The 24,037-nt window shown below is 60.1% G+C and carries 18 protein-coding genes, 1 other RNA gene and 1 pseudogene; 7 read left to right on the top strand and 13 right to left on the bottom strand.

Annotated elements, in window-relative coordinates; genetic code table 11:
* Positions 1-10: 10 nt before the first annotated feature.
* A complete protein-coding gene (locus AO388_RS00790; RefSeq protein ID WP_032609972.1) occupies positions 11-850 on the bottom strand; it encodes a substrate-binding periplasmic protein in 840 nt (279 codons plus the stop codon).
* Between the two features lie 252 nt (positions 851-1,102).
* On the opposite strand from AO388_RS00790, the gene AO388_RS00785 reads away from it, so the two are divergent.
* Together AO388_RS00785 and ppnP are read left to right on the top strand one after the other, a co-directional pair.
* Positions 1,103-1,645 carry an exonuclease domain-containing protein gene (locus AO388_RS00785; protein ID WP_003371494.1) on the top strand — a complete coding sequence of 181 codons (543 nt, stop codon included), beginning with the start codon at positions 1,103-1,105 and terminating at the stop codon, positions 1,643-1,645.
* Between the two features lie 112 nt (positions 1,646-1,757).
* Positions 1,758-2,039: a pyrimidine/purine nucleoside phosphorylase gene (ppnP, locus tag AO388_RS00780; RefSeq protein ID WP_003371493.1), complete on the top strand. Its 282-nt coding sequence runs from the start codon at positions 1,758-1,760 to the stop codon at positions 2,037-2,039.
* Positions 2,040-2,098: 59 nt separating this feature from the next.
* Here ppnP and AO388_RS00775 read toward each other — a convergent pair whose 3' ends face one another.
* Positions 2,099-3,868 (bottom strand): ABC transporter transmembrane domain-containing protein, encoded by a 1,770-nt coding sequence (locus tag AO388_RS00775; RefSeq protein WP_058415916.1) that lies wholly within the window; start codon positions 3,866-3,868, stop codon positions 2,099-2,101.
* A 285-nt stretch (positions 3,869-4,153) separates the two neighbouring features.
* On the opposite strand from AO388_RS00775, the gene AO388_RS29275 reads away from it, so the two are divergent.
* Complete coding sequence (locus tag AO388_RS29275) at positions 4,154-4,324, top strand: PA1571 family protein (protein ID WP_003371488.1); 171 nt, start codon at positions 4,154-4,156, stop codon at positions 4,322-4,324.
* 74 nt (positions 4,325-4,398) lie between these two features.
* Here AO388_RS29275 and pdxB read toward each other — a convergent pair whose 3' ends face one another.
* From pdxB to dnaX, 4 genes are all read right to left on the bottom strand, one after another.
* Positions 4,399-5,541 (bottom strand): 4-phosphoerythronate dehydrogenase PdxB, encoded by a 1,143-nt coding sequence (gene pdxB / locus AO388_RS00765; RefSeq protein ID WP_003436743.1) that lies wholly within the window; start codon positions 5,539-5,541, stop codon positions 4,399-4,401.
* A gap of 89 nt (positions 5,542-5,630) precedes the next feature.
* On the bottom strand, positions 5,631-5,885 hold the full coding sequence (tusA, locus tag AO388_RS00760) for a sulfurtransferase TusA (RefSeq protein ID WP_003371482.1): 255 nt from the start codon (positions 5,883-5,885) through the stop codon (positions 5,631-5,633).
* Positions 5,886-6,041: 156 nt separating this feature from the next.
* A complete protein-coding gene (locus AO388_RS00755) occupies positions 6,042-6,368 on the bottom strand; it encodes a YbaB/EbfC family nucleoid-associated protein (protein WP_002552818.1) in 327 nt (108 codons plus the stop codon).
* A 61-nt stretch (positions 6,369-6,429) separates the two neighbouring features.
* Positions 6,430-8,652 (bottom strand): DNA polymerase III subunit gamma/tau, encoded by a 2,223-nt coding sequence (gene dnaX / locus AO388_RS00750; RefSeq protein ID WP_058415915.1) that lies wholly within the window; start codon positions 8,650-8,652, stop codon positions 6,430-6,432.
* Positions 8,653-8,752: 100 nt separating this feature from the next.
* On the opposite strand from dnaX, the gene AO388_RS00745 reads away from it, so the two are divergent.
* Positions 8,753-9,547 carry a substrate-binding periplasmic protein gene (locus AO388_RS00745; RefSeq protein WP_024663019.1) on the top strand — a complete coding sequence of 265 codons (795 nt, stop codon included), beginning with the start codon at positions 8,753-8,755 and terminating at the stop codon, positions 9,545-9,547.
* A gap of 93 nt (positions 9,548-9,640) precedes the next feature.
* On the top strand, positions 9,641-11,326 hold the full coding sequence (gene acpA, locus AO388_RS00740; protein ID WP_004413947.1) for an acid phosphatase: 1,686 nt from the start codon (positions 9,641-9,643) through the stop codon (positions 11,324-11,326).
* Between the two features lie 5 nt (positions 11,327-11,331).
* Here the strand turns inward: acpA and AO388_RS00735 are convergent, their stop codons facing one another.
* Positions 11,332-12,456: a mechanosensitive ion channel family protein gene (locus tag AO388_RS00735; RefSeq protein ID WP_003315176.1), complete on the bottom strand. Its 1,125-nt coding sequence runs from the start codon at positions 12,454-12,456 to the stop codon at positions 11,332-11,334.
* A 336-nt stretch (positions 12,457-12,792) separates the two neighbouring features.
* On the opposite strand from AO388_RS00735, the pseudogene AO388_RS00730 reads away from it, so the two are divergent.
* A pseudogene (locus AO388_RS00730) lies at positions 12,793-13,446 on the top strand (DUF1826 domain-containing protein).
* Between the two features lie 180 nt (positions 13,447-13,626).
* Here the strand turns inward: AO388_RS00730 and ffs are convergent.
* Positions 13,627-13,723: signal recognition particle sRNA small type (gene ffs / locus AO388_RS26725), an RNA gene on the bottom strand.
* Positions 13,724-13,949: 226 nt separating this feature from the next.
* On the opposite strand from ffs, the gene AO388_RS00725 reads away from it, so the two are divergent.
* Complete coding sequence (locus AO388_RS00725) at positions 13,950-14,438, top strand: GNAT family N-acetyltransferase (RefSeq protein WP_046719711.1); 489 nt, start codon at positions 13,950-13,952, stop codon at positions 14,436-14,438.
* 56 nt (positions 14,439-14,494) lie between these two features.
* Here AO388_RS00725 and AO388_RS00720 read toward each other — a convergent pair whose 3' ends face one another.
* From AO388_RS00720 to AO388_RS00700, 5 genes are all read right to left on the bottom strand, one after another.
* The gene (locus tag AO388_RS00720) at positions 14,495-15,661 is read right to left on the bottom strand and encodes a zinc-binding metallopeptidase family protein (RefSeq protein ID WP_003371461.1); all 1,167 of its coding nucleotides are present in this window, start codon (positions 15,659-15,661) and stop codon (positions 14,495-14,497) included.
* Positions 15,662-16,131: 470 nt separating this feature from the next.
* A complete protein-coding gene (gene ligA / locus AO388_RS00715; RefSeq protein ID WP_058415914.1) occupies positions 16,132-18,495 on the bottom strand; it encodes an NAD-dependent DNA ligase LigA in 2,364 nt (787 codons plus the stop codon).
* 129 nt (positions 18,496-18,624) lie between these two features.
* Entirely contained in the window at positions 18,625-19,488 is an 864-nt protein-coding gene (zipA, locus tag AO388_RS00710) for a cell division protein ZipA (RefSeq protein WP_003371459.1), read from the bottom strand.
* Between the two features lie 250 nt (positions 19,489-19,738).
* Positions 19,739-23,227, bottom strand: coding sequence for a chromosome segregation protein SMC (smc, locus tag AO388_RS00705; protein WP_058396610.1), 3,489 nt, complete (start codon positions 23,225-23,227; stop codon positions 19,739-19,741).
* Between the two features lie 4 nt (positions 23,228-23,231).
* A complete protein-coding gene (locus AO388_RS00700; protein ID WP_003371456.1) occupies positions 23,232-23,891 on the bottom strand; it encodes a GntR family transcriptional regulator in 660 nt (219 codons plus the stop codon).
* Positions 23,892-24,037: the final 146 nt, after the last annotated feature.

Genomic DNA, 24,037 nt, shown 5'->3' with positions numbered 1-24,037 from the left:
CTGCCACCCTCTACTTGTCAGGCATCTCGGCGTTTATCGGAAGCACCTTGATATTTAGCGGCTCGAAAATCTTCGCCAACTGCCCATCTGCACGCAACCTCTCCAGTAATTGCCTGAAGTGCGAAACATCAATGTTGCCGTTCGGGCGCAACAACGCATATTGACGGTAGATCTGATCGACACGGTCGGACACCATCAACTGCGCCGCTTCATCCTTGTTATGCGCCATGAAATCAATCAGGTACGAACGGGTAACGGGTGCAATATCGGCGCGGCCGCGCACCACCATCAGCAAGTTGCTGTCGTGGGAGTACGTGGAGGTAATGGTGAAGTGCTCGCTCAGGTACTTCTGATCGGTATTGAAGTTGGCAAATCCATAATGATAGCCACTGAACAATGCCAGACGTTTGTCAGCCAGGGTGTCGAAGTAATCCTGCCCCCGCCCTTCTTCCCGGCGCGCCACATAGACCTCGGCATCCTCGAGCCCCATATCGAGCTGTTCATGTGGAATGTCCTTCCAGCCCCAGTCAGGGTTTTCGAAGACTGCAACATCGAAACGCCCTTCCGTGAAATCACGAAAACGCCGGGGCACCGAGGTCGGGATCATGACGAATTCGTAGTCGTCCTGCTCGCCATTCAGGGCGTCGATCAACCTGGGTAAAAGACCGGCGTCTTCACCTTTTTCAGGGCGCACCATATAAGGGGGGAAGTGCACTGCGGCCACGCGCACGATCTGCGCGGCGAAGACCTGCGGCGTTGCCATCAACGGAATGAAGAGCATGACGCCGGTAACGATCTTGCGCGCCACACCGTCAATTAACACTGCAAGTCTTTTCATAAAACACGACATCAATCAAAGCCGTTCAAACTATGCGGTTTCCATGATTTAAACAACTGTCAAATCGACGGCGTCAGCGCTCTGCGGCATCCTTGCGGTATTCGCCCAGGCAAGTGACAGCCGCCTGCGAGGCACCAATGCAATCACCCGTGGTCACTGTAGGGGCAGTTGTTACAACAAGGGTGCCGATGCAAGGCTCAGGGTGTGCGCAACGGGTTAATCTGGCTACGCTCAAGCCATTGACTATCGTAAGGAAGCTTGATGATGCCGCACTGGCTGGTGATTGATCTTGAGGCTACGACCGAAGAAGGTGGGTGGCCGGTCGCAGAAATGGAAGTCATCGAGATAGGCGCGACACTGGTCAATCAGGACGGACGCGAGCTGGACCATTTCGAACGCTTCGTGCGCCCGGCGCGCAGGCCGCTGCTGACCCATTTCTGCCGCGAGCTGACCCATATCAACCAGAGCAGCATCGACAGCGCTGCACCGCTGACGACGGTGTGGCCGCAGTTCGAGCGCTGGTTGAGCCATCACCGTGCACGTATCGTGGGCTGGGCCAGTTGGGGGGATTACGATCGTCAGCAACTGGAAGAGGAATGGCGTCAGCATCACCTCGACAGTGCACTGTCCAGCATGCCGCACGTCAATCTCAAACAGCGTTTCGCCCAGGCTCGCCATTTGCAGAAACCGATGGGGCTGAACAGTGCCTTGCAACTGGCAGGCATGCAGTTCAGCGGGCAACAGCACCGCGCCTTGGTCGATGCGCGCAATACTGCCAGGCTGCTGCCGTTGATTCTGCCCAACTGAATGCCGCTGCAGGTCGACGTTTCGTCAGCGTCGATGTGCAAGGGGCGTGACGAGTTTTAACGTGTTGGGCATACTGGCGAGCCATTTTCAGCCCTTTCAAAAGGAATCGCCCATGTTCAAGGTCAACGAGTACTTCGACGGCACCGTCAAATCCATCGCCTTCACCCAGGCCGATGGTGAGGCAACCATCGGTGTCATGGCAGCGGGCGAATATGAGTTCGGTACGGCGCAACGGGAAATCATGCATGTGATCTCCGGCGAGTTGAGCGTGAAGCTTCCGGACAGCACTGACTGGGAAACCTTTGCCACCGGCAACCAGTTCAACGTACCGGCCAACAGCAAGTTCCAGCTCAAGGTCAAAGTCGATACCGCCTACCTGTGCGAATATCGCTGAGACTCAGCGAGTGGGAGGCTTGACCTCCCACGTTGCCCACAGGCCCTCCTCACCCTCTCCTACTCAACCCCGGCATTGAACTGCAACGCCGCCAGTCGCGCATAAAGCGGGTTGCTGGCGATCAACTGCTGATGGGTGCCCACGGCCACCAACCGCCCCTGATCCATGACGGCAATCCGGTCGGCATTCTGCACCGTGGCCAGCCGGTGGGCGATGACCAGCGTCGTACGCCCCTGCATCAGGCTCGGCAGGGCCTGTTGAATCAAGTGCTCACTCTGCGCGTCCAGCGCACTGGTCGCCTCGTCCAGCAGCAGAATCGGCGCATCGACCAGCAAGGCACGGGCAATCGCCAGACGCTGACGCTGTCCGCCGGACAATCCCACCCCGCCCTCACCCAGATGCGTACCGTAGCCGTTGGCCATGTCGAGAATGAACTCGTGCGCATGGGCAATGCGCGCCGCCGCCTGTACCTGCTCAAGGCTCGCAGTGGCGTTACCGTAACGAATGTTGTCCTCGACACTGCCGAAAAACAGGGCGGGCGATTGTGAAACCAGCGCGAAGCAGCGGCGTAGATCATGGGGATCGAGCTGCGCGATCGGTACGCCCTCGATCAGAATGCGCCCTTGAATCGGGTCGTAAAAACGCAACAGCAGATCCAGAATGGTCGACTTGCCCGCGCCGGAGGGCCCGACCAGCGCCAGGGTTTCACCGGGCTCGATGCTCAGGGTCAGGTTATCCAGCGCATTGCGCTCAGAACGCGATGGGTAGGCGAAGGTGACATTCTCCAGCGCCAGACGCCCACTGATGCGCTGCGGCAGGCTCTGCAGATCCGTGGTCGGCACACTGATCTCGCTGCGTGCCTGAAGCAGCTCGCCGATCCTCTCTGCGGCACCGGCGGCGCGCTGCAGATCGCCAATCACCTCGCTCAACGTACCGAACGCCATACCGACCATCAGCGCGTAGAACACGAACGCTGCCAGCTCACCGCTTGAGATGCGGCCGCTGATCACGTCCATACCGCCGACCCACAACATCACCGCCACGGCACCCAGCACCAGAACGATCACCAGCGTGATCAGCCATGAGCGCTGCAGGATACGTTTACGAGCGGTCTCGAACGCCTGCTCCACCGTATGCGAAAAACGCTGCTTGTCCTGCTGCTGATGGTTGTACGCCTGCACTGTCTTGATCTGCCCCAGGGCTTCGGCCACGTAACTGCCGACATTGGCGACCCGGTCCTGACTTTCGCGCGACAGATTTCGTACCCGCCGCCCGAACATGAGAATGGGTGCGATGATCAGCGGCAACGCCACCACCACGATACTGGTGAGTTTGGGGTTGGTGATGAACAACAACACGATGCCGCCAATGACCATCAGCGCGTTGCGCAGGAACATCGACAGTGACCAGCCGATGACAGACTGCAACAGCGTGGTGTCGGCGGTCAGTCGCGACTGGATTTCCGAACTGCGATTGTTTTCGTAGAAGCCCGGATGCAGTTCGATCAGGTGATCGAATACTTTCTTGCGCAAGTCGGCAACCACACGCTCGCCGATCCACGACACCAGATAGAAGCGGGCGAAGGTTCCGACGGCGAGGCCGACCGTCAGCAGCATGAAAAACCCGATCGAGCGCTCGAGCAGCTGCGGTGAGCGGGTCATGAAACCCTGATCGACCATCAGTTTGATGCCCTGCCCGATCGACAGGGTAATACCTGCGGTGATGACCAATGCCAACAACGCGCCGAGCGCCTGCCAGCGATACGGCGCGATGAAGCTCGCAGCCAGACGCAAGGCCTGGCGATGACGTCGGGTAATCCGTGAAATCATGAACGATGACCTGCCTGTGTGCCCGATCTGTCTGAGTTGCAAAGCCTACACCTGTGTGGCCAGGGCGCCGAACATCATTTCGAATGAACTTGCGGCTGGCTTCCAGAGTCAGGTTATGACTGCTTTACAGAGGCCGCTATAAGACATCGATCTAAGCGCCTGCTGGCAGATTTGCATCATATCTGTTGCACTTGCAGCGCGTTTGAGCGGCTGACAGTACCTGTCACGGACCGGTCATCAAGCGCGGTTAACTTAACGCCGTTACCTGATGAAAGGAGAAACACCATGAACCCGCAAGAGCGCAGCAATGAAGTTCAGGTTGTTCGAGCCACGCCTAATCTGCCGGTTGGCGGTGCCATTCTTGACCAGCACGGACAAGAAGTCCTGATCACCGAAGAAATGGTTCAGGCTGCCTGCCAGGAATGCGACAAGCACTGGGTAACCCCGGAAAAATAAAACCAAGCCGTACCAGATATTTGAAACCCGACCACTCGGTCGGGTTTTTTATTGCCTGATGACCCGGCTGGCGATCAGACCAGCACTGCACCCAGCGCCCGCACCAGTTGTGCCAATGCCTCGGATTCTCCCTCCAGATGAACCTTCAGCCCTTCGATTTCCCGGCGTGGCGGGTACTGCTTGCGCAATGCATCGAAGGCCAGACGCTGGCTGGCGGTGTCACCGGTCAGGCTGCGGCGGAAATCCGCATCGTCACGTCGCGGGTCATACACGCCGCGGCACAACATGTTAAGCGCCCAGACCGGGTCGCAGGCCGCGTCGAGACTGACCTGCGCCAGCCAGGGTTTTGGCAGCAGATCGTCCAGCTCGATCGTCGCAGGCTGATCAAGAAAGCCACACAACGCCTGATAGATCTGTGCAGTACCGCGCTGCCTGCCATCCAGGCTGTAACCGGCGATATGCGGTGTACCCAGAACGCACAAGTCAGCCAGCGCGACGTTGACCTGCGGCTCGCCCTCCCACACATCCAGTACGGCCTGCAGGTCTTCCCGCTCAAGCAGCACGTCGTGCAACGCCGCGTTATCCACTACGGCGCCACGGCTGGCATTGATCAGCCAGGCACCCTGGCCGAGCTGACGCAAACGCGCGTCGTCGAGCAAGTGCCAGGTCGGTGACGCCCCGGTTTTGTTCAGAGGCGTGTGCAGGCTGATCACGTCACAGCGCTGCAGGATCTCGTCAAGGCTGACGAAGTCGCCGCCTTCGGCAGCCTGGCGTGGCGGATCGCAGACCAGCACGTTCCAGCCCAATGCCTTCAATACGCTGATCAGCCGACCACCCACCTGCCCTGCACCGACCACACCGTAGGTGCGCTGCGCAAGATCGACCCCTTCGATTTCAGCCAGGGTCAGCAGGCTGCCTAGGACATAGTCCACCACGCCGCGCGCATTGCAGCCCGGAGCGCTGGCCCACTGGATACCGGCTTGCTGAAACCAGTCCAGATCCAGGTGATCGGTGCCGATGGTGCAGGTCCCGACAAAACGCACCGGGCTGCCCTCAAGCAGTTCGCGGGTCACGGCGGTGACCGAGCGAACCAGCAGGATGTCGGCATCCGCTACAGCAGCTCGGTCCATGGCGCGGCCCGGCAAGCGATGAATCTCACCGAAATGAGCAAAAAAAGCGTCGAGCAGGGGAATATTTTCGTCAGCAACAATGCGCATGGAAGACTCTCTGGGTCTGGCGAACAGGGACCTGCTCGAATCGGGAACAGGTGCGTCGTGAACAGGCGCGGGTTGCAGCGATGTGGTGATCAGTCGGACTTCTTGCGGATCCAGTACAGGAACGTGCCCTCTTCGGCTTGCTCCGCAACCAGCTCATGACCGAGAAATACACAGAATTTCGGGATATCGCGACGCGTGGACGGATCGGTTGCAATGACCTTGAGTAGACCGCCCGCGGGCAGGTCACGCACCTTCTGGTGCAACATCATCACCGGCTCCGGACAAAATAGCCCGACGGCGTCCAGCTCGGCGTCGACAGTGAGGTTTTCAATGGGCTCAGACATGGGGCACTCCAGAGACGGGGGACGATTGTCGCTCAATTCGGTCGGTCAGGCCAAATGCTGATGGTTATACCGGCGCCGAATGGCGGCGCGCGGCCAGACAGCAGACAGAAAAATGCCAGGCACAGGGCCTGGCACTGATCATGATTCGGGCGAGCGTCAGAACGGCAGCTTCATACCGGGCGGCAACTGCATGCCAGCCGTCATGGAAGCCGTCTTGTCCTGGCTGGCCTGCTCGATCTTGCGCACGGCGTCGTTGACGGCGGCGGCGATCAGGTCTTCCAGCACTTCCTTGTCTTCCTGCATCAGGCTGTCATCCAGATTGATGCGCTTGACGTCATGACGACCGGTCATCACCACGCTCACCAGGCCTGCGCCCGATTGACCGGTGACTTCCGCGTTGGCCAGTTCTTCCTGCATCTTGGCCATTTTTTCCTGCATTTGCTGCGCCTGCTTCATCAGGCCAGCCATGCCACCTTTCATCATGGGATATCTCCTCGAAAATGGATGGTTCGTTTGCGTGGCGCCAGCGGCGCCCTGTGTTCAGTTATTGAGCCTGCGCCGCAGGTGTGTCAACGGGCTTGATCGTGTCTTCCCGGATCACAGCGCCAAACTGTTGCAGCATCTGCTGGATGTACGGGTCGGCCTGAATCGAGGCTTCGGCCTGCCGCTGGCGCTCGGCCCGCAGCCGTGAAGCAGCCTGCGCAGGGGTTTCCTGCTCGGGCTTGATCAGCTCGATACTCAGATTGATCGTGCGCCCATGATACTGGTTCAACGCATCGTTCAGGCGCCGCTGCTGCGTCGAGTTGAACAGCGCGCTGTGCGCAGGGTCCAGGTGCAGCAGCCAGTGGTCGCCATCGACTGAAATCAATGTGCAGTTGGCCGCGATGCTGCCGGTCATCCCGGAGATCGGCAGCTTGGGAAACACGTCCAGCCATTCGGCCGCAAGACCGGTGGCCGGTTTGGCGGCAGGAGCGGGCTCCGGCTCGACGGCTTCAAGTTCGACAACACTTTCGTGGGCCAGCTCATCCAGATAGCTGTAGGACGCCGGATCTATATCGATGTCCGGCTCGACGTAATCGTCGTCCGCTGGCGGTTCGTCATCACGGCCCATCGGCCCGGAGTCGGAAGACATCGAATCGGTGTGCATGGACAGATACGCAGAGTCCGGGATGGCTTCGAGCATTGCCGGCGTGTCCTGTTGCTCGGCAACCGGCTGCGCCGGCTCGGCTTCAGGTGCGGCCGGCACCGGGCTGGCGGGCGCAGGCGTCGGCATGGGCGTCAGGTCGGGCTGCTCGGAAACGATCTCCAGAACTGGCTCGGCTACTGGCTCGGCTACTGGCTCGGCAGCGGCTTCAGTATCAGGCGCAGTTTCGGCGGCGGGTTCGGCAGCCGGGGTTTTCGGCTCGTTCCACGGCAGGTCGAGGTCTTCAACCGGCGCGGCTTGTGGCTCTGGCTTCGATTCCGGTTGTACCGCGGGCGCTGGCCGGACGGCGGCCGGCATCGGAGCCGCTGCAGGCGGCAGCGCTTCGAAGGCTGGATCAGGTGCGGCCATCACCGGGGCGGTCGACACTGCGGGAGTTGCCGATGCAACAGGTGTCGCATCAGCCACTGCTTTTCGGGAATCAACCGTGGCCTGGCTGATCCCCACTGGCTTTAGCGGCTGCCTCGGCGCGTCCTCGCTGTCGGCAGGACGAAACGCCAGCATGCGCAACAGGACCATCTCGAAGCCACCACGCGGATCAGGGGCCAGCGGCAGGTCACGACGACCAATCAAGCCCATCTGGTAGTAAAACTGTACGTCTTCGGCAGGCAGGGCCTGCGCCAGGGCCAGCACCCGGTCACGATCGCCATGACCGTTGTCGACGCCTTCCGGCAACGCCTGGGCAATCGCCACACGGTGCAGCACGTTGAGAATTTCCGAGAGCACGCCGTTCCAGTCAGGGCCCTGCTCGGCCAAGTGGCGTACCGCCTCCAGCACGCCACGCGCATCGCCTTCCAGCAATGCGGTCAGTACATCGAAGACCTGGCCGTGGTCCAGCGTGCCGAGCATGGCACGTACATCAGCAGCCATGACCTTGCCTTCACCGAAGGCAATGGCCTGATCGGTGAGGCTCATTGCATCACGCATCGAACCGTCGGCGGCGCGCCCTAGCAACCACAGCGCGTCGTCTTCGAACGGCACGTTCTCGACGCCCAGCACATGGGTCAGATGCTCGACCACGCGTTCAGGCGTCATGTTTTTCAGCGAGAACTGCAGGCAACGCGAAAGAATGGTCGCTGGCAGCTTTTGCGGATCGGTGGTGGCAAGGATGAACTTGACGTAGGGCGGCGGCTCTTCAAGCGTCTTGAGCAAGGCGTTGAACGAGTGGCTGGAAAGCATGTGCACTTCGTCGATCAGGTAGACCTTGAAGCGACCGCGACTCGGCGCGTACTGCACGTTATCCAGCAGCTCACGCGTATCTTCGACCTTGGTACGGCTGGCGGCGTCGATTTCGATCAGATCGACGAAACGGCCCTCGTCGATCTCCTTGCACACCGAGCAGGTGCCGCAGGGCGTCGAGGTGATGCCGGTTTCACAGTTCAGGCACTTGGCGATGATCCGCGCGATAGTCGTCTTGCCGACGCCCCGTGTGCCGGTAAACAGATAGGCATGGTGCAGGCGCTGGCTGTCCAGCGCGTTGATCAGGGCCTTCAACACATGAGCCTGGCCGACCATTTCGCGGAACGAGCGCGGACGCCATTTACGTGCAAGAACCTGATAACTCATTTAAAACCGTCGCAACTGGTAAGCGGAAGACCGCCAATGCTAGCCGAGCAGGGGCAAAATTGCATCTGGTGTCCGTCTCTATTGTGGCTAAGCTGTGCAAATGACTCTATTGACGCGCTTTATTCGGGCCTTCACCACGCCGCGGCTGCCTCGTGCAGCGGCGGCCTGCCTGCTATTGCTGGTGCCGCAAAGCGGCAGCGCGGCGCAGAGGACCTTGAGCTTTGCGGTCAATGAAGGCTGGACCATGCCGATGATGCACATCACCGACTTTCGTCCCGAATCCGGCATTCTGTTCGACATCATGCAAAGCCTTGCGCACCACGTGGGCCTCGAGGCCAGTTATCACGTAATGCCGCGCCTGCGCATCCAGTCGGCGCTGGAGCGCGGCGAAGTCGATATGCACTGTTACAGCGCCCAGGCGTGGTACCCGGACTTGTCCGGGGATTATCTCTGGAGCCTGCCGATTCTCTATCAGCGCGACTGGCTGGTCGCTTCGGCGGCGACGGCTGCCGGCCCCTACCCCGAGCAGTTCGACAACGAAACCGTCGGCACCGTGCTGGGCTACAACTACCCGGCCCTGGAGCATCTTTTCGAGAATCACAAACTGGTCCGTGAAGACGCGCGCACCCAGAATCAGACGCTCGGCAAGCTGATGGCCGGGCGCTACAACTACGCGGTAACCAATCAGTTGATCCTCGAATGGACCAACCGGAACCTGCCTGTCGGCAAGAGGCTCAAGCCGATATCACTGGTCGCCGAACAACCAGCCGCCTGCCTGATCCGCAATAACCCCGACCTGCCAGTGGGCAGAATTTTGCGCACGCTGGTGCAGATGCGTCTGTCGGGCGAGATCCAGCAGATCATTGATCACTACACAATGGCCACGGCCCCCTGATCCTTCATCTGCGCTGTCGCAATAGCGTCATATTCCATGGTTACGCTCGCGTGAAATCTTTGGTAACACATTAACCAGCGCGAGTATTTGGCGATGAGCGACAGACCAGACGACGAAGATACCAACGAAAACCCCAGCCGCCGTCGTTTTCTGGGCGGGATGGCTGCCTTGGGTGCAGGTGTCACCCTTAGCAGCTACGTTTCCGCCCACGAGAAGCCGCCCGGCGACAACGAACGGCATCATCACCTTGCCGGACCCGCGCTGGATCGCGCCTTGCGCGAAAATGTGAAAACCATTGTGGTGATCTACGCCGAGAACCGCAGCTTCAATAACCTGTTCGGCGATTTCCCCGGTGTCGAAAAGCCGCTCTCCTCGCTCAGGCCTTCCGATTACGAGCAGCGCGACCGCGACGGCACGCGATTGTCCAAACTGCCACCTGCCTGGGGAGGCGTGCTGCAGGTAGGACCGCAAACCGTCGATGGCGTGACTTATCCGGTAGGCGAGCAGTTTCAGCAAGACCTGCCCAACGCGCCGTTCCCGCTCAAGGGACCGAACGGTGAAGACCTGCCGCTGAGCCTGGTGACCCGCGATCTGTGGCACGTGTTTTACCAGAACCAGATGCAGATCAACGACGGCAAGAACGATCGCTTCGTGGCCTGGGCGGATGCGGGCGGCCTGACCATGGGCAACTATGCACAGACTCAGTATTCGCTGCGCCTGTGGGACGTGGCCGAGGAGTTCGTGCTGTGTGACAACTTCTTTCAGGGTGCTTTCGGCGGCTCGTTCCTCAATCACCAGTACCTGATTTCAGCCACCGCGCCTATTTACCCGAACGCCGCCGAATCTCCGGCCAAGTCGCAAATCGCTACCTTGCAGAGTTTCAACCCGCAGGATCCGCGCCTCAAACCGCTCGACAAGTCGCCGGCCAGCGCCATGGACGGACCGCCACAATTTGGCCCCAGCGCCATCACGCCGGACAACTACGCCGTCAACACCATGGCCCCGCCCTACTGGCCAACCTGGCTGCGCGACCCGCAAAACCCTGATTACTCGAAACCGGATCTGCCCAACGTGCTGGTTCCGCAAAGCCACGAGCACATCGGTGACAAGCTGTCGAAAAGGAATGTTGACTGGGCCTGGTACGCCGGTGCCTGGCAAGTGACGCTGGATGAATTCAAGGACTCCACCGGGATCCCGAAAATCCCCAACTTTCAATACCATCACCAGCCGTTCAACTACTTCAAGCAGCAGGGGCCGCAGCACCCTGAAGAGCGCAAGAAGCGCCTGCGTGACGGCGGGCTGGGTGACGAGTCGAGCACCAATCGCTTTCTCGCCGATGCCGAAGCGGGCAAGTTGCCTGCGGTAACCTTCTACAAGCCCCAGGGCAACCTGAACATGCACGCCGGTTACGCCGACGTTGCTTCGGGTGACCGGCACATCGACCGGGTGATCAAGGTGCTGCGCAAGAGCCCGCAGTGGGACAACATGGTGATCGTCCTCACCTTCGACGAGAACGGCGGCTGGTGGGACCATGTCGCGCCGCCAAAAGGCGACCGCTTCGGGCCCGGCACGCGCATTCCCGCTCTGGTCATCTCCCCTTTCGCCCGCAAGGGCAAGGTCGACCACACGGTTTACGACACCGCCTCGATCCTGCGCCTGATCACCCGCGTGCATGGCCTGGAAAAACTCGACGGCCTGAAACGCCGTGACGAGGCCATGATCGCGCGTGGCCAGGCGCCGATGGGCGACCTGACCAACGCGCTGCAGTTTCCGGCCTGATCCCGTCAGGTGGTCGCGTCGGCAGCCTCCAGCGCAGTCGGACGAGCGGTTTTCACCGGTGGCAGGGACGCCACGTACACCGTGCGGGACGGGAACGCGAAACGCACGTCCAGTTCGGCAAAGGCTTCCATGATGTCCAGATTGATCGCCTGCTGCACATCCATATAGACGTTGTAGCTGGGGTCGAGCACGATAAAAACGGTCTCGAACTCCAGCGATGTCTCGCCAAACCCCCGAAAATGCGAACGGTCGAAACGCGCCAGCTTCTGCGCGTTGATGATCGCTTCGACTTTCTTCGGCACTTCCCTTATCTGATCGACCGAGCAGTCATAGGTCAGCCTGAATTCGAAGACAATGCGTCGCTCCTGCAAGCGTTTGTAGTTCTGGATGGTGTTGTTGATCATGTCGGCGTTGGCCATCACGATCTGCTCGCCACCCAGGCTGCGGATCCGCGTGGTCTTCAGGCCCACGTGCTCGACCGTGCCGGACAACGCACCGACGACGATGAAGTCGCCAACCTCGAAAGGCTTGTCCACGGCGATGGATAGCGAAGCAAACACGTCGCCCAGAATGTTCTGCACCGCGAGTGCGACCGCAATGCCGCCGACCCCGAGGCTGGCGACGAACGCGGTGATATTGACCCCGACGTTCGAGAGCATCGCCATGACCACCGTGGCCCACAGCAGCACCTTCGCCCCCCACAGACTCAACGTAGCCAGCGCGCTGCCCTGAAAGGTGCCGCCAGCGTTGTGACGCACGAAGTAGCGCTGCAAGGCGAGCGCGATTGCCCGGTTCGCCCACAGCCCGACCTGTAATGCGGCGACCACGAACCACAGACTGCTGACCCGCCCGAGCCAGCGCTCCGGCAGATCAAGCATGCCGATGCCGATCAGAATGGAAGCCAGCAGCAATAACGTATTACTGGTGCCCGACAGCACCTGCACCACGATGTAGCGCATATGCGTGCTGGGCGCATCCGCACGCGAGCGCATCTTTCTGAGCACAAAACCGATCACGCCCCTGACCAGAATAAAACTCAGGGTCGAGGCGAAAATAGCCAGTATCCAGTTGGCGAGCGATATGCCCAGAAATTGCGAGTCTGTAAAAAATCTGATGATGTCCTGTTCCATCCGGCCCCCGGCTCCACTGCTGCGAGACGCCTGACCGAAAAGCCCGTGACACCCGCAGCGACTTGAATTGCCCCTTGCCGTAAAACGGTTTCAAGCGACGCGTAAGGAGTTAGGGGGTGTGTGGAAGTGAGGGTTCAGTTGAATTGGCTATTGATCGATCACCTGAACGCACACCGAGTTTTCACTGTTCGTCGAAACTGATCGGACAGCATGGAACCTCTCCTCAATGAGTTGCCACTCACGGCCCCGAGCGACGGGCTACCAAGCCCCATGCGTTCAAGCGGCCCAAAAGGCCAATTCGTGGTTAACACCACATTCAAGCAGAGGAAAATATCCGTGACCTACGGCATTCGCGGCGGAGTTGGCACATCGGCTTACTACACCCAGCCCCAGCCTTTTGATGAGTTGAAGCTGAAGCCGGAACAGATTCAGGAAAAGACGGCAAAACTTATGGAGAAAGGGTATTTCACCGTTCCCATAGCAGAACCTACAAGACGTTTTTTGCATGAGCAAAGCAGTCTCAGTAACCCCGCCTGGAGACAGGAGACCGTTGGAAAGGTTATTGATTTGAAAGCAACCGACTACGAACGATCAACAACAGCCGTAGCGTAGGACATTGCAACCACTCTTACCGGGAAGCAACAACAATTGAGGCCTCATGAGTTCCAACTGCGAAGGGCCAAAAATCAGGGCGCAGACCAATGGCATCAGGATAAGGGGCCGAAAAAGGTCATCTGCATCGCCACCATCGAGGGGCGCGGCACCGAATACGTGAAGCGCGCAGAATCAGAAGGAATATTTGAAGCGGGGCATTTTGGGAAAATGACGCCTCTGGATGCCAGGGCGGTCGAGCAGAGAACCAGAGAAGCCAAGCAAGACCGCTTCTATTTCTTTGCGGGCAAAGGTATTTGCGAAGACAGCATTCCCAAACTGGTACACCGCTCGCCCCATCAGAGTGGTCGCTCCATCTTCCTGGCACGATGGCAGTAAGGCAGGCCATGCAGGATTAACCGCCGGCCTGGAGACATCCGGCGGTTATCTCCGTGCCGGGCAGACTGTTTTTACAGACGCACGAAGTTCTCGCCAGCGCAGGGCACCGTCGAAACAGGAATAGGCTTTCATTTTTACGAGCAGGCCACTTTCAGAAAAGGACCTTGAGATAGGTGGTGCCCCCACCAGCCACACCCCGGCACACAATGTTCCCGCTGTGGCTGCTTCCTTCCGGATCTGACCAGGTTCACGGGTAATCGTTGCGGGGGGACCGATGGGGTCACCATAACGACACTCACCAGTTGGCGAGCCGCGCCATTGTACCGGTCTTGCGCGAGTTTACAACCGTTGCTGCGGATAAAAATTTCGAGGGGGCTCAAGCACTTGTGTGCCGGGGCTGAAAGGCAAATGCGTGCCGGTCATCAGCGTTACAAATCCTCGAAACGGCCCCGTTCGATCCTGTACCCTGCCCGCCTCAACCATAATCAGCCAGCAGGTTGCTCATGCAGACTCGATTGGTCGACTACCACGACCTCAGCGCCTCTCAACGCCAACAGCTCGGATACCTTGAGGTTACGCAGGAACAGATACAGTTCTCCGGCGACATCTATACCGCGCTCAATACGCTTCTGGTCAGACCCAGCCCGAATATTTGCGGCTTCGCGCTGCTCAGTGACGAGAAGCCGGTCGGGTTCTTCCTGCTCAAGCGCGATGATTGTCTGCCGCACTGGGCTCAGGAGGCTCTGACGGCGACACTGCATGCGTTGCAGGTCGATCACCGTGAACAGGGCAAGGGACTGGGCAAGGCGTGCCTGCAAGCGTTGCCTGCGGCGTTGCGCCTGAAATGGCCGGACATCACTCAATTGATGCTGTCGGTGGATGCGGACAACTCGGCCGCCATCGGGCTTTATACCGGCCAGGGCTGGATCGATACCGGTGAGGCGTATCGCGGGCGGATCGGTTTCGAGCGCAGGCTGACCCTGACGCTTTGAGCCGCTTTGGCACAAAGGCCTGACACGCCGCCGAAGCGTGTCAGGCACGGCCCGCGTTACTGGGCCTGCAAAACCTCATCGGCCTTGCCACCGGCATCCTGAATCACCAAGTGGATGAAGTGCAGCTTGGCGATGACCGCTTGAGGCAGCACGAACGGATAGAAATCCGGCTGCCCCATGCTGCGTGACAACTCGTTGAGCATGCTCGCCAGCTCAATCCAGGCATTGACGAACGACAGGAACGCCGGGCCGCCCGGATGCTGAGGGTCGTAAAGTACTTCCAGCGGAAACGGCTGGTAATCGAGCTCCATGTCGCGAGCGCTCATGCCAAACCCCAGCGCGGTGTCGACCGCATCCATCATGTGCAGGTAATGCGCCCAGGTTTCGGCCCAGTCTTCCCACGGATGCATGGTCGCGTAGGCACTGACGAAGCTTTCCTGCCAGTTGTCCGGCGCACCGTTCTGGTAGTGATGATCGAGCGCGTCGGCGTAGCTGGCGCGCTCGTCGCCGAACAGGTTGCGATAACTGTCCTGCCAGTGGGTATTGGCGATGAGCCGATCCCAGTAGTAATGGCCGACTTCATGACGGAAATGGCCAAGCAAGGTGCGATAGGGTTCGTGCAGCTGCACGCGCATCGCTTCACGGTGTGCGTCGTCGGCTTCTTCGATGTTCAGGGTGATCAGGCCGTTGGCATGGCCTGTGGTTGGCAGGTTGCCCTCCAGATCGACACCGACGAAGTCGAAGGCCAGGCCGGTCTCTTCGTCGACAGTCTTGGGAATGACCTGCAGGCCCAGGGAAATCAGCTGCGCGACCAGACGCCGTTTGGCGGTCTCGACCTTGCGCCAGCGCTCGCCGTTTTCAACCACCGACAGGTCGGGAATGGTGTGATTGAGGCTGCACGCAACACAGAATTCGCCGGAATTATGCTCTGGAAAAAGCCAGTTACAGGCTGCCGGGGTGCCGAGGTTGGCGCAACGCCGATACAACCCGGCACCCGGCTCATCGCTCAGGCGCCAGGTAGTAGGCTCAGGCCCCGCTTCGAGCGTAGCGACACGCCCCTGCTCAGGCAGGTAGCCCAGCGCTGCAGAACAGGCCAGGCATTGGGTATTGGGGAAAAACACCGACTGGCCACAGGTGCACTGCCAGACCTTGCTGTTACGTTTGGATTCGCCGACAAATGGGGCGGTGATGCGTGAACTCAGTTGCTCGAAAAAGCGATACATGGCGATCTCCCGTTGACCTTGCATGGACTAGATCATACCGACGCTTCAGGGGTTCAAAATATTATCGAGCGGCATGGATGATGAGGCTTACGGCGTGTTCATGGGCCAAAACGGTGCGTCGCACGGTAGTCGGGATTATCGTTCCTCACGCTCCAGCGTGGGAATGCAGTGCGTGACGCTGCGCGCAAAAGATCTACGCCGCACCATCACACTCAAGATCGGACGCAGAGCGTCCAGAACTGCATGCGACGCGGAGCGTCGCACGATAATCAAGACATGCCTAAGCAGAGCATCGCACGGTAGTTGGGATTATCGTTCCGCACGCTCCAGCGTGGGAATGCCGTGCGTGACGCTCCGCGTCACAGATCTACGCCGCACCATCACACTCAAGACCGGACGCAGAGCGTCCAGAACTGCATACGACGCGGAGCGTCGCACGATAATCAGGGCATACGGAGCGTCGGTCTTCCTCAATCAACCGCCACACCCAGCTCGGTCAAGCGTTTGAGCAGTGCATCTTCGTCCAGCACGGTAAGGCCGAGTTCGTTGGCCTTGGTCAGTTTCGAGCCAGCACCCGGCCCGGCAACCACGGTGTGGGTCTTGGCCGAGACCGAGCCGGACACCTTGGCACCGAGGCTTTCGAGCTTTTCCTTGGCGACATCGCGGCTCATGCGTTCCAGCGAGCCGGTCAGTACCCAGGTCTGGCCAGCCAGCGGCAAACCTTCGACGGTTTTTTTCTCGCTGCGCCAGTGCATGCCGAAGTCCTTGAGCTGGGCTTCGATGGCGCGGGCGCGCTCGGCGTTTGCGCTGTCGTCGAAGAAATCGCGAACCGACCTGGCCTGTTTCTCCGGCAGTGCCTGACGCATGTCCAGCCAGTCGGCACTGATGATGGCCTCCAGCGTACCGAACCGGTCCGCCAGTTTCTGCGCAGCACCCGGCCCTACCGACGGAATGTGCAGTTTGTCGATCATCCCTTCCAGCGTGGTGCTGGCCGCGAACTCGGCGCCCAGCTCGCCCTGGTCCTGCAATTGCAAACCGCATTCACCGAGCAGCGCATCGATGACGCTACGGTTGTGCTCGTCCTCGAAGAAGCTGTGAATCTCGTATGCGACTTCCAGGCCGACATCCGGCAGGTAGGTCAGCACTTCCGGCAAGGCCTGTTGGACACGCTCCAGCGACGCCAGCGAACGCGCCAGGACCTTGGCCGTCTCTTCACCCACATCGGGAATGCCCAAGGCATAGATGAAACGCGCCAGGGTCGGCTGTCGGCTGTCGGCGATGGCCTTGAGCAATTTATTGCTGGAGATTTCCGCGAAACCTTCCAGGTCAATGATCTGTTCGTATTTCAGTTTGTACAGATCGGCAGGCGAGCCGATGAGTTTCTCATCGACCAGTTGCTCGATGGTCTTGTCACCCAGCCCTTCGATGTCCATGGCGCGACGCGATACGTAATGAATGATCGCCTGCTTGAGTTGCGCACCGCAGGCCAGACGCCCGACACAGCGATACACCGCGCCCTCGGTGACGGTTTCCTTGCCTTTGCTGCGTTTGATCAGCTGCGTGCGCTCGACATGCGAGCCGCACACCGGGCAGGTCTGTGGAACCTGCACCGCCCTGGCATCCTCGGGGCGGCGCTCGGCAACCACCTGCACTACCTGCGGAATCACGTCACCGGCACGCCGGATGATTACCGTGTCGCCAATCATCAGGCCGAGCCGCGCCACTTCGTCCATGTTATGCAGCGTGGCGTTGGCGACCATGACGCCTGCCACCTTGACCGGCTTGAGCCGCGCGACCGGCGTTACTGCGCCCGTGCGGCCTACCTGGAACTCGACATCCAGCAGTTCGGTCAGTTCTTCCATGGCGGGGAATTTGTGGGCAATCGCCCAGCGCGGCTCACGGGCGCGAAAGCCCAGTTCGCGCTGCGCTGCGAGGTTGTTGACCTTGAACACCACGCCGTCGATCTCGTAAGTCAGCGCCAGGCGTCGCTCACCGATATCGCGGTAATAGGCCAGACACTCCTCGACGCCATTCGCCAGTTTCAGCTCGCGGCTGACCGGCATTCCCCATTTTTTCAACGTTTCAAGCACGCCAATATGAGTGTCGGCGATTTCCGCCGACGTCTGGCCCAGGCCATAGCAGCAAAACTCCAGCGGCCGGTTGGCCGTGATCTTCGAATCCAGCTGACGCAGGCTGCCTGCCGCTGCGTTGCGCGGGTTGGCGAAGGTCTTGCCGCCGATTTCCAGCTGACTGGCGTTGAGGCGCTCGAGACCGGCCTTGGACATGAACACTTCACCGCGCACTTCCAGCACATCCGGCCAGCCTTTGCCCTGCAGCTTGAGCGGGATGTTGCGCACTGTGCGCACATTGACGCTGATGTCTTCGCCGGTGGTGCCGTCGCCGCGCGTCGCCCCCCGTACCAGCGCGCCGTCGCGATACAGCAGGCTGACTGCCAGACCGTCCAGCTTGGGCTCGCAGCTGTACTGCACCTTGCTGCCTTCGCCAAACAGGTCGCCGGCCGGCAGATCCAGCCCCTCGGTGACCCGGCGATCGAATTCGAGCATGTCGTTTTCTTCGAACGCGTTGCCCAGGCTGAGCATCGGCATTTCGTGGCGCACCTGGGTGAACGCCGACAAGGCCGCGCTTCCGACCCGCTGCGTCGGCGAATCGGGAGTGACCAGATGAGGGTTTTCCGCCTCCAGGGCCTTGAGCTCGTGAAACAGGCGGTCGTATTCGACATCCGGAATGCTCGGCTCATCCAGAACGTGGTAGCGGTAGTTGTGCTCATCCAGCTGTGCACGCAGTTCCAGGATTCGGGTTTCGACGGCCTTCATACGGTGTTCTCTCAAAAAGCAAAAAAGCAGCCGAGGCTGCTTAATCTGTTGGCTCTGTTCTGTTCAGGTCAGTCCCCACCAGAGCGGGCCGCAGCACGCTCATGATCGGAGACCTGCCCAAGGGTTTGCTCAACCGCGACGCTGGGTCAACGCCCGACGCTCGAACTCGACGATGCGCTGGCGATAATGCTCGATGGTCTGCGCGGTCATGACGCTGCGCTGATCATCCTTCAGTTCGCCATCCAGCTCGTGAGCCAGCTTGCGAGCGGCGGCAACCATCACGTCGAATGCCTGCTTGGGATGACGAGGGCCTGGCAAGCCGAGGAAGAAGCTCACTGCACGGGTGCTGAAATGGTCGATATCGTCCAGGTCGAACACGCCGGGCTTGACCGCATTGGCCATCGAGAACAGCACTTCGCCGTTGCCAGCCATGCTCTCGTGACGGTGGAAAATATCCATCTCACCGAAACGCAGGCCGCTTTCCAGAATGTTCTGCAACAGCGCCGGGCCCTTGAAACCGCCTTCGCTGCGCGAAATCACGCTGATGACCAGTACTTCCTCTACCGGAGGCAGGTCCTTGTCTTCGGTGATGCGCTGGGCCGGCTTGTCGTCCGGGAAATCGTCGTCGCGTGCGGTAAACAGGCTCGGGCCGTCGAGATCCAGGTTCAGGTCGCCCTGCTGTGGCTCATCCTTGCGCTTCTTGTCACTGCGCTTCTCGCTGTTGCCACGCTTGCCTTCACGCGGGCTGGCGCTCATGGACGGCAGATCGTGCTCGTCGAGCTGCGGCTCCTTGTGGGTATCCAGCACACGAGGCGGCCCGAGCAATTCGGCAGACGTGGTCTCTTCTTCATCCGGAAGGTTGGAGAAGCTCCGATCCAGTCTGAATTTCAATTTACCCTTGCTGCCGCGCATACGGCGCCAGCCATCAAAGAGAATACCGGCGATGACTATTATGCCGATGACGATCAGCCACTCGCGCAGACCGATTTCCATGTAATCCAGTGCCTCTAATGAAGAAATCTGAAAATAAGGGCCTAAACCCCTTTAATACGTGGTGCCAAGTCCATGTTCTGACTGGCAATTCGCCCACGCGAAAATAAAAAGTGGTCACTAAACTAGCACGACCAAAGGTAACTTTACACCGTCTGTTACGTCTCTTCGCCGCCCAAGTTGCCATCTCATGTACCAGCGTCTCGTTTTCAGGCCTCTGGACAGCCACTTGCCCGCAGAACGAGGCGTCGAATCAGGCATCCACCAGCGCCATCGCCTGCTCCACATCCACCGCCACCAGCCGCGAACAACCGGGCTCGTGCATCGTTACCCCCATCAGCTGATCAGCCATTTCCATGGCGATCTTGTTGTGGGTGATATAGATGAACTGCACCGTTTGTGACATTTCTTTCACCAAACGGGCATAGCGACCCACGTTGGCGTCATCCAGCGGCGCATCCACCTCGTCAAGCATGCAAAACGGCGCAGGATTGAGTTTGAAAATGGCAAAAACCAGCGCCAGCGCCGTCAGGGCTTTTTCACCACCCGACAGCAAATGAATGGTGCTGTTCTTCTTGCCGGGGGGACGCGCCATGATTGTCACCCCAGTATCGAGTAAATCTTCGCCCGTCAGTTCCAAATAAGCGGAGCCGCCACCGAAAACTTTTGGGAAAAGTGCCTGAATTCCGCTGTTTATCTGATCGAAGGTATCCTTGAAGCGGTTTCGGGTCTCCTTGTCGATCTTGCGAATGACGTTTTCCAGAGTGTCCAGCGCTTCGACCAGATCGGCATCCTGCGCATCCAGATAGCGCTTGCGCTCGGACTGCTGCTGATACTCGTCGATGGCCGCGAGGTTGATCGCGCCCAGGCGCTGAATACGCCCGGCGATGCTTTCCAGTTGCTGCTCGGCAGCCTGTTCGCTGGCTTCCGGCGTCAGTGTCGCAAGCACGCCATGCAGGTCATAGCCGTCTTCATGCAACTGGTCCTGCAAGGCTTTGCGACGCACCGTCAGCGCCTGCCACTCCAGACGCTGTTGTTCCAGCTGGCCACGCAGCAGCTGCGATTGCTGCTCGGCCTGGGTGCGGCGCTTTTCTGCCTCGCGCAATTCGCGGTCAGCGTCTTCGAGTGCGTTCTTGGCGATGCGCATTTCGTCATCGACCACCATGCGCCGCTCCAGCAGTTCTTCAAGCTTGAGGCGCAGTTCTTCGAGCGGTGCCTCGCCCTCCTCCAGATTCAGGCTCAGTTGCTCGCGCTTCTCGGTCAGCCTTTCGGACTGCATGCGCAGGCGCTCCAGCGCCTGACGGGTCGAATCGTATTGCGCCTTGATCGAGCCGAGACGCACCGCCAGCTGATGACTGTGATCCTTGTGCTGCCGCGCATCCTGACGTATCCGGTCCAGACGCTCACGCAGCGCATCACGCTGGGCCTGCAGAACCTCGCGCTGCTCGGTATCCTGCGCCATGCTGTCCAGTGCATCCTGCAATTGCAGGCGCGATTCGCCGAGGTGCTCGTGCTCGACAGCGCGTTGCTCACCCAACTCGGCCAATTCTTCATCAAGACGAGTGCGCCGCAGGGTCAACTGCTCGACTTTTACCCGGACCGCCGACAACTGCGCTTTCAGTTCGCTTTGCTGACGGGTTTCGTCCTGCACGCGACGGCGCAACTGCTCACGAGCGTCTTCCTGCTGCGACTGCTGCTCGCGCAAGACCAGCAACTGCTCTTCCAGGGTGGCCAGAGTCGCTTCGCGCTCGTCGCGCTCCAGACCCAGCTGCTGCAATTCCTGACCGCGCGCCAGCACCCCGCTCTGCGCTTCGCTGGCGCGGCGTACACGCAAAAAGTGCCGCCCCACCCAGTAGCCGTCACGGCTGATCAGGCTTTGCCCGGCGCTGAGTTGTGCACGCCGCGCCAGCGCCTGGTCCAGGTTCTCCACCGGTATCACCTGACCCAGCCAGGCGGACAGATCAACCGTGCTGTCGACCTTTTCCAGCAAACTACCGGGCGCGCGAACCGTGTCGGCACCCGCACTGATCAAGCGCAGATCGCCCTGCTGAAAACCGGCCAGATCGAGCCCGTCGAAGTCATCCACCAACACGGCCTGCAAATCCGCGCCAAGCACGGTTTCCAAGGCCAGTTCCCAGCCGGCTTCGACGCTCAGCCCCTCGGCCAGACGCGGCCGTTCGGCCAGTTGCTGATCCCGCAGCCACTCGGCAGTGCCGGTGTCCGGGTCAAGTGCCGCCTGCTGCAACGCTTCCAGGGACGCTAACCGGCCGTTGAGACGTTGCAGCTCGCCCTGCGCCTGCTGTTGCGCCTGGCTGGCGTGCTGCAACGCTTCGCGCAATTGTTCAAGACGCTCGACCGCCTGCTCCTCGCCCATGTGCAGCTCTTCAAGGGTCATGTCACGGGCGGCGAGGTCTTCGCTCAATTCCAGAATGGCCGCATCTTCCGGGTCAGCGGCCAGCAGTTGACGCTCTTCGGCCAGCCGCCGCTGGCGCTCTGCAAGGCGTTCGATGCTCTGTTCCAGCTGTTGAATGCGTGACTGCTGGACCTGTGCCTGACGCTGCGGCTCGGCGGATTGCTGATTGAAGACGTCCCACTTCTCCTGCCAGCCCTGCATGGCCGCTTCGGCGTCTTCCAGAGCGATGGCCGACTCCTCGGCGGCGGCGCTGGTCATTTCCTGCTCGGGCTCGAGCATCTCCAGCTCTTCGCCGAGGGTGGCGAGCAAGGTGGTGTCGTGCCCAAGGTGCGATTCGGTTTCCTGGCGGGCACGCTCGGCTTCGCGCAGGTCATCCTGCAATTGGCGCAGCCGCTGCTGACCGTGCTGAATGCTCTGCTCGACGCGGGCAATGTCGCCGCCGACCGAATAAAAGCGGCCCTGCACCAGGTTAAAGCGCTCGGACAGATCATGGTGGCCGTCGCGCAGCCTTTCGATACTCGCATCGGCACTGCGCTGATCGGCCACCAGCGCCTCGAAGCCGACCTCCTGATTGCCGATCACCGCCTCGCGCTGCCCCACCAGATCATTCAGCGCCTGCCAGCGCAGGGCCGACAATTGCGCTTTCAACTGACGCTCTTCGGCCTTGTATTCCTGATACTTCTCGGCGGCCTGAGCCTGTCGGTGCAGACGCTCCAGCTGACGCTCGAGCTCTTCACGCAGGTCGGTCAGACGCGCCAGGTTCTCGTGGGTGCGACGAATGCGGTTTTCGGTTTCCCGGCGCCGCTCCTTGTACTTGGAAATCCCTGCGGCCTCTTCGATGAAGTTGCGCAGGTCTTCGGGCTTGGCTTCGATCAGCTTGGAGATCATGCCCTGTTCGATGATCGAATAGCTGCGCGGCCCCAGGCCGGTGCCGAGAAAGATATCGGTGATGTCGCGACGGCGGCATTTGGTGCCGTTGAGGTAGTAGCTGTTCTGACTGTCGCGGGTCACTTTGCGGCGAATGGAGATTTCCGCATACGCCGCGTACTCGCCGACCAGCGTGCCGTCCGAGTTGTCGAAGACCAGTTCGATGCTGGCCTGGCTGACCGGTTTGCGGCTGGTGGAGCCGTTGAAGATGACGTCGGTCATCGACTCGCCGCGCAGGTTCTTGGCCGAGCTTTCGCCCATCACCCAGCGCACGGCGTCGATGATATTGGATTTGCCACAGCCATTGGGGCCGACGACAGCCGCCATGTTGCTGGGGAAGTTCACCGTGGTGGGGTCGACGAAAGATTTGAACCCCGCCAGCTTGATGCACTTCAGGCGCACGGCGTCAGCCCTTTGCCAGGGCGGCCAGCACCAGCTGGCAGCTGCGCTGACAGTAGCTGACCAGCACGACACGAATCTTCGGTATGTCCCGCGCCACCACTGCGCCAAGCAGTTCGTCGAACAATGCCAGGTAGTCGCCCATATCGGCCTTGCGTTGCTCGAGCGCGAGGAAATAGCTGCGGCTCATGGAAGGCTGCAGGTTCTCGACGGTTTCCTCGAGGTACGGGTTGTTGGCGAACGGATAGGCCGCGCGCATCACATTGAAGCTCTCTTCGACGAATGCGTTGACGTCCTGCTGCTGGAAACTGCCCTGCAGACGCTGTTGTATCTGCAGAAACGGCGCAAGATCGTCCTCGGTCTTCCAGCGCTCGACCACCGCATTGGCCAGCAGAATGTAAAGCTCGCTCATCAGGCAGCACAGGCTGGTGACGTTATGGGCGTTGAGCACCGTGACCTGCGCGCCACGACGCGGCAGGATCACCACCAGGTGGCGGCGCTCCAGAATCAGCAGTGCTTCGCGCACGGAGCCACGGCTGACGTTCAACGCCTGCGTGACTTTCTGCTCCTGAATACGCTCTCCAGGCTTGAGCTCACCGCGAATGATCCGCTCGGCAAGATGATGAGCAATTTGCTCAGCGAGGCTGTCCGGGGCCTTGAACGTCATGACTATCCTTCAGAAAAAACCAGTTCAGCATGCAAGTCGCGGAGTGTATCGCAACCGGCACGGGTGGCGCAGGGCCATAAACACGGAAACTGGCACGAAATACGCAAAACCTTGAATACACCCGGCAGGCGATTCAAGAACCAGAG

It is taken from the genome of Pseudomonas sp. ICMP 10191 (assembly GCF_001467335.1).
Classification (GTDB): Bacteria; Pseudomonadota; Gammaproteobacteria; order Pseudomonadales; family Pseudomonadaceae; genus Aquipseudomonas; species Aquipseudomonas cerasi.
The sequence above is the reverse complement of the archived record's forward strand: the minus strand, read 5'-3'. Positions and strand labels throughout refer to the sequence as shown.

What these genes read in the sequence shown, in the direction of transcription:
- AO388_RS00790 (WP_032609972.1), bottom strand. Translation starts at nt 850, where the DNA reads ATGTCGTGTTTTATGAAAAGACTTGCAGTGTTAATTGACGGTGTGGCG.
- AO388_RS00785 (WP_003371494.1), top strand. Translation starts at nt 1,103, where the DNA reads ATGCCGCACTGGCTGGTGATTGATCTTGAGGCTACGACCGAAGAAGGT.
- ppnP (WP_003371493.1), top strand. Translation starts at nt 1,758, where the DNA reads ATGTTCAAGGTCAACGAGTACTTCGACGGCACCGTCAAATCCATCGCC.
- AO388_RS00775 (WP_058415916.1), bottom strand. Translation starts at nt 3,868, where the DNA reads ATGATTTCACGGATTACCCGACGTCATCGCCAGGCCTTGCGTCTGGCT.
- AO388_RS29275 (WP_003371488.1), top strand. Translation starts at nt 4,154, where the DNA reads ATGAACCCGCAAGAGCGCAGCAATGAAGTTCAGGTTGTTCGAGCCACG.
- pdxB (WP_003436743.1), bottom strand. Translation starts at nt 5,541, where the DNA reads ATGCGCATTGTTGCTGACGAAAATATTCCCCTGCTCGACGCTTTTTTT.
- tusA (WP_003371482.1), bottom strand. Translation starts at nt 5,885, where the DNA reads ATGTCTGAGCCCATTGAAAACCTCACTGTCGACGCCGAGCTGGACGCC.
- AO388_RS00755 (WP_002552818.1), bottom strand. Translation starts at nt 6,368, where the DNA reads ATGATGAAAGGTGGCATGGCTGGCCTGATGAAGCAGGCGCAGCAAATG.
- dnaX (WP_058415915.1), bottom strand. Translation starts at nt 8,652, where the DNA reads ATGAGTTATCAGGTTCTTGCACGTAAATGGCGTCCGCGCTCGTTCCGC.
- AO388_RS00745 (WP_024663019.1), top strand. Translation starts at nt 8,753, where the DNA reads ATGACTCTATTGACGCGCTTTATTCGGGCCTTCACCACGCCGCGGCTG.
- acpA (WP_004413947.1), top strand. Translation starts at nt 9,641, where the DNA reads ATGAGCGACAGACCAGACGACGAAGATACCAACGAAAACCCCAGCCGC.
- AO388_RS00735 (WP_003315176.1), bottom strand. Translation starts at nt 12,456, where the DNA reads ATGGAACAGGACATCATCAGATTTTTTACAGACTCGCAATTTCTGGGC.
- AO388_RS00725 (WP_046719711.1), top strand. Translation starts at nt 13,950, where the DNA reads ATGCAGACTCGATTGGTCGACTACCACGACCTCAGCGCCTCTCAACGC.
- AO388_RS00720 (WP_003371461.1), bottom strand. Translation starts at nt 15,661, where the DNA reads ATGTATCGCTTTTTCGAGCAACTGAGTTCACGCATCACCGCCCCATTT.
- ligA (WP_058415914.1), bottom strand. Translation starts at nt 18,495, where the DNA reads ATGAAGGCCGTCGAAACCCGAATCCTGGAACTGCGTGCACAGCTGGAT.
- zipA (WP_003371459.1), bottom strand. Translation starts at nt 19,488, where the DNA reads ATGGAAATCGGTCTGCGCGAGTGGCTGATCGTCATCGGCATAATAGTC.
- AO388_RS00700 (WP_003371456.1), bottom strand. Translation starts at nt 23,891, where the DNA reads ATGACGTTCAAGGCCCCGGACAGCCTCGCTGAGCAAATTGCTCATCAT.